The organism is Castellaniella sp. (assembly GCF_049671645.1).
In the GTDB taxonomy this organism is placed as follows: domain Bacteria; phylum Pseudomonadota; class Gammaproteobacteria; order Burkholderiales; family Burkholderiaceae_B; genus Castellaniella.
The window spans coordinates 236,882-252,909 of record NZ_JBATVG010000019.1; the positions used below are offsets into that span (position 1 = coordinate 236,882).

14 protein-coding genes are annotated in these 16,028 nt (G+C 65.0%); 4 read left to right on the forward strand and 10 right to left on the reverse strand.

Annotation, left to right across the window (positions count from 1 at the left end; genetic code table 11):
• Nucleotides 1-27: 27 nt before the first annotated feature.
• The 9 genes from WBG56_RS09580 to xdhA form a co-directional block, all read right to left on the reverse strand.
• Nucleotides 28-756, reverse strand: coding sequence for an ABC transporter ATP-binding protein (locus WBG56_RS09580; protein ID WP_424267640.1), 729 nt, complete (start codon nt 754-756; stop codon nt 28-30).
• Nucleotides 753-1,475, reverse strand: coding sequence for an ABC transporter ATP-binding protein (locus WBG56_RS09585; RefSeq protein WP_424267642.1), 723 nt, complete (start codon nt 1,473-1,475; stop codon nt 753-755). Before WBG56_RS09585 ends, WBG56_RS09580 begins: the two co-directional genes overlap by 4 nt.
• Nucleotides 1,453-2,406 carry a branched-chain amino acid ABC transporter permease gene (locus WBG56_RS09590; RefSeq protein WP_424267644.1) on the reverse strand — a complete coding sequence of 318 codons (954 nt, stop codon included), beginning with the start codon at nt 2,404-2,406 and terminating at the stop codon, nt 1,453-1,455. The genes WBG56_RS09585 and WBG56_RS09590 overlap by 23 nt, the downstream gene beginning before the upstream one ends.
• Nucleotides 2,403-3,287: a branched-chain amino acid ABC transporter permease gene (locus tag WBG56_RS09595; RefSeq protein WP_424267646.1), complete on the reverse strand. Its 885-nt coding sequence runs from the start codon at nt 3,285-3,287 to the stop codon at nt 2,403-2,405. Before WBG56_RS09595 ends, WBG56_RS09590 begins: the two co-directional genes overlap by 4 nt.
• A gap of 94 nt (nt 3,288-3,381) precedes the next feature.
• A complete protein-coding gene (locus tag WBG56_RS09600; protein ID WP_424267648.1) occupies nt 3,382-4,578 on the reverse strand; it encodes an ABC transporter substrate-binding protein in 1,197 nt (398 codons plus the stop codon).
• 209 nt (nt 4,579-4,787) lie between these two features.
• Nucleotides 4,788-6,113: a guanine deaminase gene (gene guaD, locus WBG56_RS09605; RefSeq protein WP_424267650.1), complete on the reverse strand. Its 1,326-nt coding sequence runs from the start codon at nt 6,111-6,113 to the stop codon at nt 4,788-4,790.
• A gap of 60 nt (nt 6,114-6,173) precedes the next feature.
• Nucleotides 6,174-7,211, reverse strand: a complete 1,038-nt coding sequence (xdhC, locus tag WBG56_RS09610) for a xanthine dehydrogenase accessory protein XdhC (RefSeq protein WP_424267652.1) — start codon at nt 7,209-7,211, stop codon at nt 6,174-6,176.
• 13 nt (nt 7,212-7,224) lie between these two features.
• Nucleotides 7,225-9,600 (reverse strand): xanthine dehydrogenase molybdopterin binding subunit, encoded by a 2,376-nt coding sequence (gene xdhB, locus WBG56_RS09615; RefSeq protein WP_424267868.1) that lies wholly within the window; start codon nt 9,598-9,600, stop codon nt 7,225-7,227.
• A gap of 16 nt (nt 9,601-9,616) precedes the next feature.
• Nucleotides 9,617-11,101: a xanthine dehydrogenase small subunit gene (gene xdhA, locus WBG56_RS09620; RefSeq protein WP_424267654.1), complete on the reverse strand. Its 1,485-nt coding sequence runs from the start codon at nt 11,099-11,101 to the stop codon at nt 9,617-9,619.
• 143 nt (nt 11,102-11,244) lie between these two features.
• On the opposite strand from xdhA, the gene WBG56_RS09625 reads away from it, so the two are divergent.
• Together WBG56_RS09625 and WBG56_RS09630 are read left to right on the forward strand one after the other, a co-directional pair.
• Nucleotides 11,245-12,192: a LysR family transcriptional regulator gene (locus WBG56_RS09625; RefSeq protein ID WP_424267656.1), complete on the forward strand. Its 948-nt coding sequence runs from the start codon at nt 11,245-11,247 to the stop codon at nt 12,190-12,192.
• 203 nt (nt 12,193-12,395) lie between these two features.
• Nucleotides 12,396-13,784 (forward strand): NCS2 family permease, encoded by a 1,389-nt coding sequence (locus WBG56_RS09630; RefSeq protein ID WP_424267658.1) that lies wholly within the window; start codon nt 12,396-12,398, stop codon nt 13,782-13,784.
• An 89-nt stretch (nt 13,785-13,873) separates the two neighbouring features.
• On the opposite strand, the gene WBG56_RS09635 is transcribed toward WBG56_RS09630, so the two are convergent.
• Entirely contained in the window at nt 13,874-14,809 is a 936-nt protein-coding gene (locus WBG56_RS09635; protein WP_424267660.1) for a LysR family transcriptional regulator, read from the reverse strand.
• Between the two features lie 123 nt (nt 14,810-14,932).
• Between WBG56_RS09635 and uraD the strand changes: the two genes are divergently transcribed.
• Nucleotides 14,933-15,439, forward strand: a complete 507-nt coding sequence (uraD, locus tag WBG56_RS09640; protein ID WP_424267662.1) for a 2-oxo-4-hydroxy-4-carboxy-5-ureidoimidazoline decarboxylase — start codon at nt 14,933-14,935, stop codon at nt 15,437-15,439.
• Between the two features lie 75 nt (nt 15,440-15,514).
• Complete coding sequence (locus tag WBG56_RS09645) at nt 15,515-16,027, forward strand: ureidoglycolate lyase (RefSeq protein ID WP_424267664.1); 513 nt, start codon at nt 15,515-15,517, stop codon at nt 16,025-16,027.
• The last annotated feature ends 1 nt before the right edge of the window (nt 16,028 follow it).

The window sequence follows — 16,028 nt, forward strand, 5'->3', positions numbered from 1 at the left end:
ATCATTCATGCGGCTGCAGGCGTCCGCCTACAGGCCAAGATATGCCTTGCGGATCAAGGGGTCCCCCTCGAGTTTGGCGGAAGGCCCCTCCAGGACCAGCCGGCCGTTCTCCAGCACATAGGCCCGGTCGCTGAACTGCAGGACTTTCTTGATGTTCTGCTCGACCAGCAGCACCGGCAGCCCCGTGTCCGCCACGGCGCGAATCGCCTTCATCATCTGCGTCACATAGAGCGGCGACAAGCCCAGGCTGGGTTCATCCATCACCAGCATGACAGGGTCCAGCATCAGGGCCCGGCCAATGGCGACCATCTGCTGCTGGCCCCCGGACAGCGATGCCGCAGCGCGCTTCTGCAGAGCGCTGAGGTCCGGGAAAAGATCATAGACCTTCTCCAGCAGGCCGGCGCGCCGATCCCGGGGGTTCACCTGCGAGGCCCCCAGCAGCAGATTCTCGTGCACGGACAGATTGGGAAAAAGCTGCCGCCCCATGGGGACATGCGCCAGGCCCCTGCGCGCAAGCTTGTGCGGCGGCAGCTTGTCGACCCGCTCTCCCGCAAAATAGATGTGGCCCGACATGGGGTGGATCATGCCCGAGGCCGCCCGCAGAATCGTGGACTTGCCGCTGCCGTTGCCGCCGACCAGCCCGACCAGTTCCCCCTGGCGAACCTCCAGCGACACGTCAAACACCACCTGCAAAGGCCCATAGCCCAGGCTGACCCGATCGACCTTGAGCACAGGCGTGGAAGTTGATGCATTCATTCGGAATCGGTCCCCAGATAAGCTTCGACCACCTGCGGCAGCGCAATCACCTGCTGCGGTTCGCCCTCGGCGATCAGATTGCCACTGGCCAGCACCAGCACATGATCGGACAGTTTGATGATCGCTTCCATGATGTGTTCGACCATCAGGATCGACAGGCCGCTCGCGGTCAATCCTTTCAGCAAATCGATCATGGCCGCCAGGGCGGGCGGGTTGAGCCCCGCCATGATTTCGTCCAGGAACAGCACCTTGGGCTTGGTCGCCAGCGCCTTGGCCAGTTCCAGGCGTCGCAGACGGGCCAGGTTCAGGTCGGATGCCGGTTGATGCGCGCGATCGACCAGGCCCACCACTTCCAGTGCCTCCATGGCGGTCTTTTCGGCCTGCGCACGCCTGCGGTGGTGCAGGAAGGCGGGGATCAGGGCGTTTTCCAGCACCGTGAGCGACTCATAGGGACGCTCGATCTGGAAGGTGCGGCCCATGCCCTGCCGCGCCCGTTCATACGCAGGCTGACGCGTGACGTCCCGGCCGAAGAAGGCCACCCGCCCCTGCGCCATCGGCGTGAAACCAGTGGCGGCGTTGAACAGGGTCGTCTTGCCCGCGCCATTGGGTCCGATCAGCCCCAGGATCCCGCCCTGAGGCAGCGTGAAAGAAACATCGTTGACGGCAACCACGCCGCCGAACCTGACTGTGATGTGTTCAGCCTTGAGTGCGGTTTGCATAAGCCCTCCGAATCCGGTGATACAGGATTTCCCCGAGAATCCCCCGCTGGAGGAACAACATGACGATCAGGATCAGCACTCCGTAGACCAGCATATTGGCCTGCGCGAATGTCGTCCTGAACATTTCCGAGGCGCTGACCAGGATCACGGCGCCCAGCGCCGGCCCCCAGACTGTGCCGCGCCCGCCGACGATGGCCGTCAAGGCGATCTGGACTGAAAAGAACAGATTGAACAGGACGTCCGGTTCCATGAACGACAAGTAAAGGCCATAGATGCCGCCGCCCAGGGTCGTCAACCCGGCGGAGATCACGAAGGCCAGCAGCTTGGCCCGCTGGGGATTGATGCCGGCCGCCATCGCGGACTGCTCATCTTCCCGCACCGCGCGCAATTGATACCCCAGCCGGGAGCGGGCCAGGGAGATGACCACCAGCAGCGACACGGCCGCGAACCCCAGCGCCAGATAGAACTGCGTCACCTTGTTGAGCAGGTCAAAACCCATGATGGTGGGCAGCGAGATGATGAAAACCCCCGTCGCGCCGCCGCTGAGCCAGTTCTCATTGATGACGACCAGACGGATGATTTCCGCGATCGCGATGGTGGACATCGCGAAATACACCCCCTGCAGGCGGAAGGTGAGTGTCCCCCAGATGAAGGCCAGCACCATGGCGCAGCCAATCGCCATCAGGATCGTCCACCAGGGCGCCAGTCCGTAATGCTCGGCGCCGACCGCGACGAAATAGGCGCCCAGGCCCACGAACGCCACGTGCCCCAGGCTGACCTGCCCGGTCCAGCCGCCCAGGATGTCCCAGGACGTAGCCCAGCCCACGAACAGCAGGGCCATGATGGGAATCGCCAGGAATTGGGACCCCGTCAGCGGATACAGCGCCGCCGCCAGGATCAGGATTCCGAGGATGATCAGATCGCGTTTCATACTCTTTTCACCTTTTTCCCGAACAAGCCCTCGGGCTTGAGCAGAAGCACCAGCAGGAACGCCAGCAGGCCATAGGCCTCGCGATAGTCAGAGGACAGGTAGGATGCGCCCAGCACCTCCACCACCCCCAGCAGCAGCCCGCCGACGGCGGCTGCCGTGACGTTGCCCAGCCCGCCCAACACGATGACCACGAAGGCTTTCAGGGTGAACAACGACCCCGTGGACGTCGGGGTGGCATACAGCAGCGGGATGAGCGTGACGCCGGCGGTGACGGCCAACAACGTGCCCAGGCCCATGACGATGGCCTGCACCCGCTTGGTGTCGATCCCGACCAGCTCGGCCCCCAGCATGTTCTCGGCCGTCGCCCGGATGGACCGGCCTACTTCGGTGCGATGCAGCAACAGATAGAGCGCCGAGGTCACCACCAGCGTCGCCAGGCCCGCCAGCAGCAGCACCACCGACACATGGACCGACAGGAACCGCAGGGTGTCCGATGCGTATGAGGTGTAGATCGATTTCGGCTCGGTGCCGAACGCCAGCAGCAGCAGATTGCCGACGATCAGCGAAATGCCCAGGGTGACCAGCATGCTGGTTTCCTGTGAAGCATCGATGATGCGCTCCAGAACGGTCTTCTGGATGAGCACACCCAGCAGAAAACCCGCCGGCGCAATGAGGACGAGGCTCAGGTAAGGGTCCCAGCCCAGCAATCCACTCAGGAAGACGGCTGCGTACATGCCCAGGACCACAAAATCGCCGTGTGCGAAATTGATCGTGTTCATGACGCTGAAAATCAGTGTCAGGCCGATGCCGATCATGGCGTACACCATGCCGATCAGCAGGCCATCGGCAAGATTCTGGAATAAAGGAATGAGATCCGGCATGGGGTGGCTCGAATGGGTGATTCTCAGACGGGTTCAGGATGCCGCCCCGCAATTCGGCGCGGGGCGGCGCGCGCACGGCTCGGCGCGCGACTGCCTAGCGTTTATCCCAGTGAGGCACAGGGAACACGGAGGGCGAGGAAGCCAGGTCTTCCGGATAGACGGTGACATGCTGCCCGTCCTTGATCTGGATGATCAGATCGCGGATGGGGTTCTGATTCTGGAATCCGCCGTCGCTCTTGAAGACCACATCGCCGGCAGCCGTCTTCAGATTGGTCTGCAGCAGGGCCTCGCGCACGTCGTTGGGCGCCAGGGACTTGGCGCGACGCAGCGCGTCAGCGGCCAGGCGCAGTTCCTGATAGCCTTCCGCCTCGTAGAAGGACGGCTCCGCCTTGGCGCGATCCGCCAGGCGCTTGGTCAGATCGGCGGTCCCCGGGTACTGCGCGTCCTTGTTCCAGGTGACGGCCGAGGTGAAATATTCGGACGTCGGCCCCAGTTGCTGGACGAAGCTGGGCAGCGATGACGAGGTGTCCAGCGTCATGACCTTGACGTTCAGGCCCACCTCGCGGATCTGGCGCGCGATGGCCACACCGTCGGCCGCATACGTGGACATATAGAGAATGTCCGGTTTTTCCGTGACGAGGCGATTCAGGATGGGCCGGAAGTCGGTCGTGCCCTGGTTGTAGGCCTGATAACCCACCAGTTCATAGCCGCGTTCCTGCGCCAGTTTCTTGCCGGTCTCGGCCAGCGATGCCGGCCATGCGCTGTTGGCGTACACAATGGCGACCTTCTTCAGGCTGTCGTCCTTCTTCTTCAGGCTGTCGTAATAATCGAAGTACGTCGTGGCGACAATGGTGGAATTATGCTTGGCACGGAATACCCACGGCGAGCCCGGCTTGGTGATGCTGTCGTCCGCGCTGCCCAGCACGATCAGCGGCATTTCCTCTCGGGTGGCCAGGCGGGCCAGCGGCCCGGTCATGGACGAGGCGTAGGTGCCGATGATCAGCGCAACCTTCTGGTTCTTCAGGGATTCCAGCGCCGCCAGCGCGCTTTGCGCCTGGGAGGTGTCGTCCTGGGTAATGACTTCAAGCTGCTGGCCGTTGATGCCGCCGTCCTTGTTGATTTCCTCGAGCGCCACATCGATCCCGGTGCGGTATCGCTGCCCGAACTCTGCGAACGTGCCCGACAGGCTGTTGATGACGCCAATCTTCACCTGGGCCTGCGGGGCGGCGGAAAATGCCAGCAGGGTCGCTGCCACCGCAACCGCGCCCGCCTTTGAAAAAGCTGCCTTCATGGATGTCTCCCTTTGTCGACGATCGATATGGTCGCGGTCGTTCGTACTTCATCAGGAACTCCGGCGCCTCAGGGCCCTGGTTCCTTGTTTTTCCGCGAGGATTTGCGAAATCAATAATACTATTAATAATTTTTGATTTCGCAAGTTTCATCGAAAGTAAGGGAAAACCTTGATTCATGAAAGAAACGCACCGCAATGTCGCGGTGACGTCACTTTCGTCGATGCACTTCCCTGCCTGCCGCGTAGGTCGCGGCGATCGCGCGGTCGTCCCCCAGCATGGCCAGGGCGAACAACAGTTCCTCCAGCGATTCGGCGCGCGCCGTGCGGCGTTCCAGCAACGGCGTGGCCTGCGGGTCCAACACGATGAAATCGGCTTCGGCGCCGGCTTCCAGCGTGCCGATCTGCCCGGTCAGGCCCAGGTGCTTGGCGGCGCCCTGCGTCGCCTGCCAGAACATGCGCCGCGCCGTCAGGTGATGGCCCGACAGGCGGGCGACCTTGTGGGCCTCGTTCATGGTCTGCAGCATGGAAAACGACGAGCCTCCCCCCACGTCCGTGGCCAGGGTCACCGGCATGCCGAAGTCCTTGGCGGCAGCGAAATCGAACAGGCCGCTGCCCAGGAACTGATTGGACGTGGGGCAGTGCGCCGCCACCGCCCCGGCATCGCGCATGCGGCGGCGGTCGTCATCGTCCAGCCAGACGCAGTGCCCGTACACGGCGCGGGGGCGCAGCAAGCCGTAGTCGTCGTAGATGTCCAGGTAGCTGCGGTGGCCGGGGAACAGCGACATCACCCATTTCACCTCGTCCTGGTTTTCGGACACGTGCGACTGGATGAAGACATCGGAATAGCGCTGCGCCAGTTCGCGGCAGCGGCCCAGTTGTTCGGGAGTGGACGTGGGCGCGAAGCGCGGCGTCAGGGCGTACATCTGGCGGCCCTTGCCATGCCAGCGCTGCAGCAGCATTTCGCTGTCGCGCGCGCCGGATTCGGCGGTGTCGCGCAGGTATTCCGGACAATTGCGGTCCATCATGACCTTGCCGGCCACCATGCGCAGATTGCGGGCATGGCTTTCCTCGAAGAAGGCCTGGGCCGAACCCGGGTGCACGGTGCAATACACCAGGGCGGTGGTGGTGCCGCAGCGCAGCAGTTCATCCAGGAAGAACTTCGCCACTTCCTGGGCATAGTCCGGGTTTTCGAAGCGCCGTTCCGTCGGAAACGTATAGGTTTCCAGCCAGGGCAGCAGGCCGGGCGCGGGCGACGCGATCATGTCGGTCTGCGGATAGTGGATGTGCGTGTCGATGAAGCCCGGCGTGATCAGGCGGCCGCGCCAATCATGCACGGCGATGCCGGCGGGCAGGTCCCGGGCCAGTTCGTCATAGTCCCCGCACTGCTCGATCGCGCCGTCGCGCACCACCAGCAGGCCGTCCCGGATCCATACACAGGCTTCGTCCTCGGCCTTGGGGGTATCGCGGAAATACAGCAACTGGGCGCGATAAGCCTGTACATCGGGCACGGCTTGGGCGTTTGACGTCGAGGTCATGGGAGTGTCTCCTAAGGATGTTTTACGGCGCCGGCTCGGCGGCCGGTCCTCGTGTTCGAATCAGTGCGTCACCGCGAGGTCCGCCTGCCCGGCGGCGTGCGCGGCGCGATGCGCCAATTGTGTGCGCAGCCGCATCAGTTGCGCCGCCACGGCCACGGCGATCACGGCGGGTTGCTTGCCCTCGATGCCTGGTTCGCCGATGGGGCAGGTGATGCGCGCATAGCGTTCGGGCGGGATGCCGCGCGCCGCGAAGCGCTGCTGGAATTTATGCCATTTGGTGGCCGAGCCGATCAGGCCGAAATAGGCCGCATCATCGCGTTTCATGATCTGCTCGCACAGATGCTGGTCCAGGGCATGGTCATGCGTCATGACCAGGTAGCAGCTGCCGGGCGGCGCCTGATCGATGACGGCCTCGGGCGTATCGGTGGCTTCGATGATGACGTTCGGAGCCACGGTATCCGGGAAAAGCTCGTCCCGGGCATCGACCCAGGTGACGCGACAGGGCAAGGTGCCCAGGATATCGACCAGGGCATGGCCGACATGCCCCGCCCCGAACACCAGTATCTGCAAGGAATCCGGCTGGAGAGGCTCCGTCAGCACGGGGCAGCCCCGGGCATCGGAGGGATCCAGCAGACGGGCCGCCTGGAAACGGTTGGCCGGGTGCGACGCAGCCGCCGGCGCCTGCAAGCCGACCCACGGGGCCACGCCCGGCCCGCCTACGCCGACCTCGCGCTCGAACGATTCCTGGCGCTGCAGGCGCGCGCGCGCATCCAGCAGCCAAACGCGATCCGCGTCCCGCAGGCGCTCGAACAGCAGTGTCACCAGGCCACCGCAGCATTGGCCGGCCGATGCCGCCAGCGGGATGTCGCGGACCCAGCGATCCGGATGATCCGCATCGGTCAGGTGTTCGCGCGCCAGCCGCGTGGCTTGCCATTCCAACTGGCCGCCGCCGATCGTCAACCACTGATGGCCGGCCGACACCAGCATCTTGGCGCCTGCTTCCCGAGGCGCCGACCCGCGCACGGAAGCGACGCTGATCAGCACCGCGGGCTGCCGGCGGTCCAGGCACCAGAGGGCCTGATCGATCCAGGCTGTCATGCCGGCGCCTCGCTCAGGCCGTCGCGGCGCAGCGGCGCCGCAGGGCTTCGGCCGCCATCAGAATGGCTTCCGGGGTGGCCGGGGCGTCCAGGTCGGGCGACTCACGCCCATCGCCCAGCGCGGACACTGCATCGACGATCGCGTTGAAGACGCTGACGCCATGCACCAGCGGCGGTTCGCCCACCGCTTTGGAATGATGGACGGAATCCTGGTGGTTGCGAGCCTTGAACAGCCGCACGCGAAAATCGCGCGGGCAATCGCTGATCGCCGGGATCTTGTAGGTGGATGGCGCATGCGTGGTCAGGCGGCCATCGGCGCGCCAGACCAGCTCTTCGGTGGTCAGCCAGCCCATGCCCTGAATGTAGCCGCCCTCGATCTGACCGATGTCGATGGCCGGATTGATGGACGCCCCCGCATCGTGCAGGATGTCGGCCCGCAGCAGTTTCCATTCGCCCGACAGCGTATCGACGACCACCTCGGACACGGCGGCGCCGAAAGCGTAGTAGAAGAAGGGATTGCCGCGGCTGGTCGCCTTGTCCCAACTGATGCCGGGCGTCTTGTAGAACCCGTCGGACCACAGCTGCACACGGTCCCAATAGGCCTCTTCGACCAGTTGCGCGAACGGCAGGGTCTTGCCATTGACGCTGACCTGGCGCCAGGCGAAGGACACATCCTCGGCCTTGCCGCCGTATTTCCGGGCGGCGAAATCCGCCAGGCGGGCGCGTAGCGTCAGCGCGGCGTCTTCAGCCGCCTTGCCGTTCAGATCGGACCCGGTGGACGCCGCCGTGGCCGACGTATTGACGACCTTGTAGGTGTCCGTGGCGGTGACGCGCACGCATTCCAGATCCAGGCCCAGCGTGTTGGCGACGATCTGCGCGACCTTGGTGTTCAGCCCCTGGCCCATTTCGATGCCGCCGTGGTTCAGCAGCACCGAACCGTCGCGGTAGATGTGCACCAGGGCGCCCGCCTGGTTGAAGGCCGGCACGTTGAAGGAAATGCCGAATTTCACCGGGGTGAGCGCCAGGCCCTTTTTCAGGACGGGGCTATGGGCGTTGAAGTCCCGCACCGCCTGACGGCGGGCGCGGTAGTCGGAAGAGGCTTCCAGTTCGCTGATGATCGGGTGCAGCAGATTGCCCTCGACGACCTCGCCATAGGGGGTCGTATTGCGCGTATCGGTACCGTACAGATTCAGATAGCGCACATCCAGCGGGTCTTTGCCCAACTGGCGGGCCACGCGGTCGATCAGCACCTCGGTGATCAGGGCGCCTTGTGGAGCGCCGAAACCGCGAAAAGCCGTGGCCGACTGGGTGTTGACCTTGCCGCACATGGTGTGGATATCGGCGGCCGGAATGTAATAGGCATTGTCGAAGTGCGCCAGAGCGCGGCTGGCGACGGCCTCGGACAGGTCCGCCGAATAGCCGGAATGCAGGGTCATGTCCAGGCGCACGCCCAGGATGAGACCGTCCTGATCGAAGCCGACGTCATATTCAAAGTAGAACCCGTGGCGCTTGCCCGTGATCATCATGTCGTCGTCGCGGTCGGCCCGCAGCTTCACCGGCCGCTGCAGCCTGGCGGCGCAGACGGACGCCACACAGGCAAAGAGCGCGGATTGGGATTCCTTGCCGCCGAAGCCGCCGCCCAGGCGCCGGCATTCGATCTCGACCTGGTGACGCTGCCAGCCCAGGGCATGCGCCACGGCATGCTGCATTTCAGTGGGGTGCTGGGTGGAGCACAGCACCTGCATGCCGTCTTTTTCACGCGGGATGGCGTAGGCGATCTGGCCTTCAAGGTAGAACTGTTCCTGTCCGCCGCAGGAAAACTCGCCCGTCAGGCGCACCGGGGCGCCGTCCAGCGCCTTTTGCACATCGCCCTGGATCAGGCGCAGTTCGTCGGTCGTGCCGGCGCCGGCCGCCTTGGCCTGCTGAGGCGTCAACAGAAAGGGCAGCTCTTCATAGCTGACCTTCCCGAGACGCGCGGCGCGGCGGGCCTGGTCCACGGTCTTGGCCACCACCACGAACATCGCCTGCCCCACGTACTGCACGACGCCATCGGCCAGGATGGGGTCGTCGGCGACCACCGGACCGCAATCGTTCACGCCCGGGATGTCCTTGGCCGTCAGTACGGCCAGCACGCCCGGCGCCTGGCGCACGGCATCCAGATCCATGGCGGTGATGCGGGCATGGGGCTTGTCGGACAGGCCCAGCGCCGCGTACACGGTATTGCGCAATTCGGGAATGTCGTCGGTGTACACAGCTTCGCCGCTGACGTGCAGCGCGGCCGATTCGTGCGGGCTGGCCGCGCCGGCGGCCGGCTCGCCCACCACGGGGCGCGGGATGCTGTCGTTGCCGATCGCCAGCCGGTCCAGTTCGACCGGAATATTGACGCGCATGTTCATGATGGGCTCCTCAAGCAAGTTCGGCCAGATTGGCCGTATTCACCTGATGCGTCGCCAACGGCGCCCCAGGGGCGGTTTCCAGATAAAAGCGATACAGCAGATTCTGCGACGCCAGCAGGCGGTAATCGCTGCTGGCCCGCATGTCGGTCAAGGGTTTGAAATCCTGGGCGACGGCCTGCATGGCCGCCCGCGCATGGGTTTCATCCCAGGGCTGGCCCAGCAGCGCGGCCTCCACCGCACGCGCGCGACAGGGCGTGGCGGCCACGCCCCCGAAACCGGTGCGCAACTGCCGCACCAGCCCGGCATCATCCAGTTCCACGGCAAATGCGGCGCAGACGGCGGAAATATCCTGGTCGAAGCGCTTGGACAATTTGTAGGCCCGGAACTGGCGACCCGCCACCTGGACCGGCACGCGCAGGCCCTGCACGAATTCGCCCGGCTCGGCAGCGTTTTTCTGATAGGCCAGGTAGAAGTCTTCCAGCGGCATTTCCCGGACCCGGTCGCCCCGGCGCAGGATGATGCTGGCGCCCAGGGCGATGAGCGCCGGCATGGAATCGCCGATGGGTGAACCATTGGCCACATTGCCGCCCAGAGTGCCGGCGTTGCGGATCGGAAAAGACGCGAAGCGTTGACGCAGTTCAGCCAGTTCGGGGATGCGCGCCACCAGGGCATCGTAGGCGTCGTTCAGCAACGCGCCCGCACCGATGATCAGGTCATCGCCTTCCGCATGGATGTCGCGCAATTCGCTCACCTGACCGATGTAGATCAGGTGCGGCAGGTCGCGCTGCTGCTTGGTCACCCACAGGCCGACGTCGGTGCTGCCGGCCAGGATGCGGGCATCGGGGTGATCCAGGCGCAATTGCGCCAGCTGAGCCAGGGTGCGCGGCGCATGAAAGGTGTGACCATCGTGCGTGTAGGAAAACACGTCATCGCGCTGCAAGGCGGCCAGGGCTTTCGCCAGCGCGGCGCGGTCGAATGCGACCGCCGGGAGCTGATACATCTCGTCGGCCGCCCGGATGATGGGCTGATAGCCCGTGCAGCGGCACAGATTGCCCGACAGCGCGTCATCGATCTGCGCGCGGGTAGGGGCCGGGTCCTGCGGGCCATGAGCCAGGTACATGCCCCACAGCGACATGACGAAGCCAGGCGTGCAGAAACCGCACTGTGAACCGTGGCAGTCCACCATGGCCTGCTGCACCGGATGCAGCGACCCATCGGGCTGGCGCAGGTCTTCGACCGTATACAGGGCCTTGCCGTCGAGCGTGGGCAGGAACTGGATGCAGGAATTGACGGCTCGCATCGTCACGCCGCCCCGGCCGTCGGGTTCGGCCACCATCACGGTACAGGCGCCGCAGTCGCCTTCGGCGCAACCTTCCTTGGTGCCCATGCAGCCCAGGTCCTCGCGCAGGTACTGCAGCACGGTGCGGGTGGTGGGCTGATCAGTGACTTCGTGGATCTGGCCACGATACTGAAAGCGAATGGCAGTTGTCTCCATCGTGATACCTTTTTATGTTCAAGCCGGGTGTTATGGTCCAAGATAGCATCAAGCCGCGAGCCCCGGCATTCATGAACGATGATGGCGCGTATCAGGGTCGCTGATCATGGACGCCGACGCCCGCGCCGTGAATAATGGTCCGCATGAGCAAAACCCGCGATTCCATGGACACCCACCTGCTGCGCATCCTGCAGATCCTGTTGACCGAACAAAGCGTGTCGCGCGCCGCGATCAAGCTGGGCCTGTCCCAGCCCGCGATCAGCAATTCGCTGCGGCGGCTGCGCGACATCACCGGCGACCCGATCCTGGTGCGCAGCAAGACCGGCATGGTCGCCACCGAACGCGGCCAGGAACTGCTGGTCCGCGCCAACGAGGCCCTGTCCGCCATCGAACGCATCACCCAGCCGCCGGGCGCGTTCGACCCCGCGCATTCGACGCGCGAGTTCCACCTGGGCGCCCCCGACTACCTGGATGCGATGTTCCTGCCGAACATCGCTGAAATCCTGCGCCGCGAAGCGCCGCATGCCAAATTCATCGTACACCCGATCAATTCGGATTACGACTATGCCGGCGGCCTGGAAGACGGCGGCCTGGACGTGGTGATCGGCAACTGGCTGGAGCCGCCGCCCCAGATGCACATGGCGCGGCTGTTCGACGATGAAGTCGTCTGCATGGTGGGCAGCCAGAACCCCATCGCGCACCGGGACCTGAGCCTGAAGCAATACCTGGAACTGCCCCACCTGGCGCCCTTTCCCTACGTCTCCGAACGGCAGAGCTTCATCGACGGCTACCTGGCCGCCCAGGGCCTGCGGCGCAACATCCAGATGACCATCCCCTATTTCGGCCAGGTCGCCGGCATGCTGCTGCGCACCGACCTGGTCTTCACCACCGGGCGGCAGTTCGCCCAGCACTACGCCCGCTACCTGCCCATCACCATCCTGCCCTCGCCCTTCCCCTTTCCGGCCATGCGCTTCTACCTGCTGTGGCACCGCCGCTGCCATGGCGCGGCCGAGGTCATCTGGCTGCGCCAGTGCATCGTCCGGGTCGCGTCCATGCTGCAGGCCAGCCTGGGGGAACGCGGCGACACATAGGCCGCGGCTGTGGCGGCGCCCTCGATCCAGCGTGCCGATCCGCCGCCCTCCACATCAGCGCAGCTTGATAATCGTCATCAGCGCTGCCCGCTCACAGCGTAAAACCTTGTCCCTAGAATGAATCAGGCCGGTTGCGTTTGCAGCCGCGCGCCCTTCACACAAAGCCGGCCCACGAGCCGGTCGATATTCAGGAGACAAGGCTCATGAGCGAGCAGGAAACCGTTTTGCCTGCGGGGTTCGAGACCTCCGCCACACCGCACCGCATCACCCCCAATACCTGGCTGGAACAACGCTTCCAGTTGACGGCGCGCGGCACCAGCGCACGCCAGGAAACCCTCGCCGGGCTGACGACCTTCCTGGCCATGGTCTACTCGGTCTTCGTGGTCCCCGCCATGCTGGGCAAGGCGGGCTTCGATACCTCATCCGTCTTCATCGCGGTCTGTCTGACCAGCGCCTTCGGCTCCCTGCTGATGGGGCTGTGGGCCAATCTGCCCATCGCCGTGGGCTGCGCGATTTCCCTGACGGCCTTCACCGCGTTCGACCTGGTGCTGGGCCAGGGCCTGTCGCCGGCCGTCGCCCTGGGGGCCATCTTCCTGATGGGCCTGATCTTCACCGCCATTTCCGTGACCGGCGTGCGCACCTGGATCCTGCGCAACTTGCCGGCGGGCATCGCGCACGGCACCGGCATCGGCATCGGCCTGTTCCTGCTGCTGATCGCCGCCAACGAGGTCGGTCTGGTGGTGAAGAATCCCGGCCCGGGCCTGCCTGTGTCGCTGGGCGCCCTGAATGCCATGCCGGCGCTGCTGTCCATCCTGGGGCTGGCCGCGATCTTCGGGCTGGAACGGCGCCGCGTGCCCGGCGGCATCCTGCTGGTCATCCTGGCCCTGTCGGCCGTCGGCCTGATCTGGGACCCCGCCGTCACTTTCAAGGGCTTGTTCGCGTTGCCGTCCTTCGGCGGCGAACATTCGCTGATCGGCACGATGGACGTGGGCGGGGCGCTGAGCGCCGTGGTCATCCCCAGCGTGCTGGCCCTGGTCATGACCGCCGTGTTCGACGCCACCGGCACGATCCGCGCCGTGGCCGGCCAGGCCGGCCAGTTGGACAAAGACGGCCAGATCATCAACGGCGGGCGCGCCCTGACGGCCGACTCCGTCAGTTCCATCGTGTCCGCCGGGCTGGGCGGCGCACCGGCCGCGGCCTACATCGAATCCGCCGCCGGCACGGCCGCCGGCGGCAAGACCGGCCTGACCGCCACCATCGTCGGCCTGGGTTTCCTGGCGCTGATCTTCCTGTCGCCGCTGGCCGCCCTGGTGCCGGCCTACGCCACCGCCCCCGCCCTGATGTACGTCGGCCTGCTGATGCTGGGCAGCGTGCGCAAGCTGCACCTGGACGACACCGTGGACACGATGGCCGGCATGGTCTGCGCCGTGTTCATCGTGCTGACCTGCAACATCGTCACCGGCATCATGCTGGGGTTCACCACCCTGGTCATCGGCCGCGTGTTCGCCGGCGAATGGCGCAAGCTGAACGTCGGCACCCTGGCCATCGCCGTGGCCCTGGCGGTGTTTTACCTGGGCGGCTGGGCCATCTGAAGGCCCTGGCGGCGACGGGCGCACCCTGTCGGCCGCCCCGGAACCTGCGGTTCGCGACGCTTTTCAGCGCCCGGTCCGCAGACCGGGTCTCAAGGCCGGGCCGGCAGCGCCCGGCCGCAATCCCCCAGCAAATGCCTCAACCACTGATGGGAGGGCGCATGATGATTGCGCGCATGCCACAGCTGATAAAAGCGCATCGGCGGGAAATCGATGGGCGACTCCACGATGGTCAGCGGCAGCAAGCCCGCATAGTAGCGGGCGAAATGCCGGGTCGTGGTGAAGACCAGGTCGGTGCCCGGCAACAGGTACGGCGCCAGCATGAAGGACTGCGCCTCGACGCATTCCTCGCGCTGGATGCGCAAGGATGTCAGCACGGTGTCGATCATGCCGCGCTGCGTCATGGAATACGGCGTGGGCACGATATGCTGCACGCGGCGAAAATCCTCCAGCGTCAGCCCCCGCGAGGCCAGCGGGTGATCGGCCGACATCAGGCACACGATGGGATCTTCCAGCAGCACGGACAAATGCATGCGGTCGGGGGGTTCGGGCCAGTTGCCGATCACTACGTCCAGCGTGCCTTCGGCCAGGGAACGCTCGAAATCGAAATCCGGCCCCAGGGCATGCAGCACCAGCCGCGCATGGGGCGCTTCGCGCCGGAACCGCGCCACGACCGACGCGGCGAACGCCGGCGCCAGGTAGTCGGGCGAACCAATGCGAAAGACCTGCCGGCTGCTGGCCGGATCGAAGTCTTCGCCGGTCTCCAGCATGGTGTCGATGGATTCCAGCGCCGACTTCGCATGATCCAGAATCGCCAGCGCCCGGTCCGTGGGCACCATGCCGCCCTTTTCCCGCACCAGCAGCGGGTCCTGGAAAATGAGCCGCAGGTTCTTCAAGGCCACGCTGATGGCCGGCTGGGACTGATTCAGTTTCAGGGCGGTGCGCGACACGCTGCGTTCGGCCATCAGGATGCAAAAGACCTTCAGCAGATAGGTGTCCAGCATGGCGTTGCTGCGTCGTGTAGGCATCGGGATCCGTTCCTTGTTCCGGGAATGCGCTTCAGCTTATACCACTTATACGTTGTCACACCCTTCTTTTGAGGCGGGATACCCCGTAGACTTTCCATCATGACGCACTTGATGATATCCACCATGACCCTGAACGAACTTTCCGCGCTGCCGCAGTCCGAATTTTCCCGGGAGCTCGAGGCGATCTTCGAACATTCCCCCTGGATCCCGGAACGCGCCTGGGCGGCACGGCCATTTGCCGACGTGGACACCCTGCATCAAGCCATGGTGCGTGTCGTGCAGCAAGCCGCTCCGGCCGAACAACTGGCCCTGATCACCGCCCACCCGGAACTGGCCGGCAAGGAAGCCGCCGCCGGCACCCTGACCCACGCCTCCACCGGGGAACAGCGCGGCGCAGGCCTGGACCAATGCAGCGCCGAAGAGCTGCAGCGGCTGAGCGCCCTGAACACCCGCTACCGCGAGCGCTTCGGCTTTCCCTTCGTGATCGCCGTCAAGGGCCGCAATCGCTATCAGATCATGGACGCCATCGAAGAACGGCTGCACAATGACCAGGATACCGAATTCACCACCTGCCTGGACCAGATCGGGCAGATCGCCCGCTTCCGCCTGGACGCCCGGTTTGCGGCCTAAACTATCCATGGTGCCGCGAATCTGCGCACTGGCCGGATGCGTTCGCGTGTGCCGGACATTCACGGAGCCCTACTCATGAGCACAATCACCCCGACCCGCCTGACTATCGAACCCCTGACCCGAAAGGCCTTCGCGCCGTTCGGCGACGTGATCCAGGCGGACGACACCGTCCGGCACTTCACTATCAATGAAGGCAATACCGAACGCTATCACGACCTGGCTCACATCGACCCGGGCGCCGATGGCCGCGCCATCGTGTCGATCTTCCGGGGTCAGCCGCGCACACTGCCGTTCACCCTCACCATGATGGAACGCCACCCCAAGGCCAGCCAGGCGTTCATCCCGCTGTCGGGCCGCCCCTATCTGGTCGTGGTGGCCAAGGCCGAAACCACCCCCACGGTGGATGATCTGCGCGTGTTCCTGTGCAGCGGCGAACAGGGCGTGAACTACGCCCGGGGCGTCTGGCACCACCCGCTGCTGGGCCTGGAGGCCGTGTCGGACTTCCTGATCATCGATCGCACCGGCCCGGGCGACAACTGCGACATCGTGCAGATGGAAGCCCCCAGCATCATCCCCGAACTGGACTGAA

What these genes read in the sequence shown, in the direction of transcription:
- WBG56_RS09580 (WP_424267640.1), bottom strand. Translation starts at nt 756, where the DNA reads ATGAATGCATCAACTTCCACGCCTGTGCTCAAGGTCGATCGGGTCAGC.
- WBG56_RS09585 (WP_424267642.1), bottom strand. Translation starts at nt 1,475, where the DNA reads ATGCAAACCGCACTCAAGGCTGAACACATCACAGTCAGGTTCGGCGGC.
- WBG56_RS09590 (WP_424267644.1), bottom strand. Translation starts at nt 2,406, where the DNA reads ATGAAACGCGATCTGATCATCCTCGGAATCCTGATCCTGGCGGCGGCG.
- WBG56_RS09595 (WP_424267646.1), bottom strand. Translation starts at nt 3,287, where the DNA reads ATGCCGGATCTCATTCCTTTATTCCAGAATCTTGCCGATGGCCTGCTG.
- WBG56_RS09600 (WP_424267648.1), bottom strand. Translation starts at nt 4,578, where the DNA reads ATGAAGGCAGCTTTTTCAAAGGCGGGCGCGGTTGCGGTGGCAGCGACC.
- guaD (WP_424267650.1), bottom strand. Translation starts at nt 6,113, where the DNA reads ATGACCTCGACGTCAAACGCCCAAGCCGTGCCCGATGTACAGGCTTAT.
- xdhC (WP_424267652.1), bottom strand. Translation starts at nt 7,211, where the DNA reads ATGACAGCCTGGATCGATCAGGCCCTCTGGTGCCTGGACCGCCGGCAG.
- xdhB (WP_424267868.1), bottom strand. Translation starts at nt 9,600, where the DNA reads ATGCGCGTCAATATTCCGGTCGAACTGGACCGGCTGGCGATCGGCAAC.
- xdhA (WP_424267654.1), bottom strand. Translation starts at nt 11,101, where the DNA reads ATGGAGACAACTGCCATTCGCTTTCAGTATCGTGGCCAGATCCACGAA.
- WBG56_RS09625 (WP_424267656.1), top strand. Translation starts at nt 11,245, where the DNA reads ATGAGCAAAACCCGCGATTCCATGGACACCCACCTGCTGCGCATCCTG.
- WBG56_RS09630 (WP_424267658.1), top strand. Translation starts at nt 12,396, where the DNA reads ATGAGCGAGCAGGAAACCGTTTTGCCTGCGGGGTTCGAGACCTCCGCC.
- WBG56_RS09635 (WP_424267660.1), bottom strand. Translation starts at nt 14,809, where the DNA reads ATGCCTACACGACGCAGCAACGCCATGCTGGACACCTATCTGCTGAAG.
- uraD (WP_424267662.1), top strand. Translation starts at nt 14,933, where the DNA reads ATGACCCTGAACGAACTTTCCGCGCTGCCGCAGTCCGAATTTTCCCGG.
- WBG56_RS09645 (WP_424267664.1), top strand. Translation starts at nt 15,515, where the DNA reads ATGAGCACAATCACCCCGACCCGCCTGACTATCGAACCCCTGACCCGA.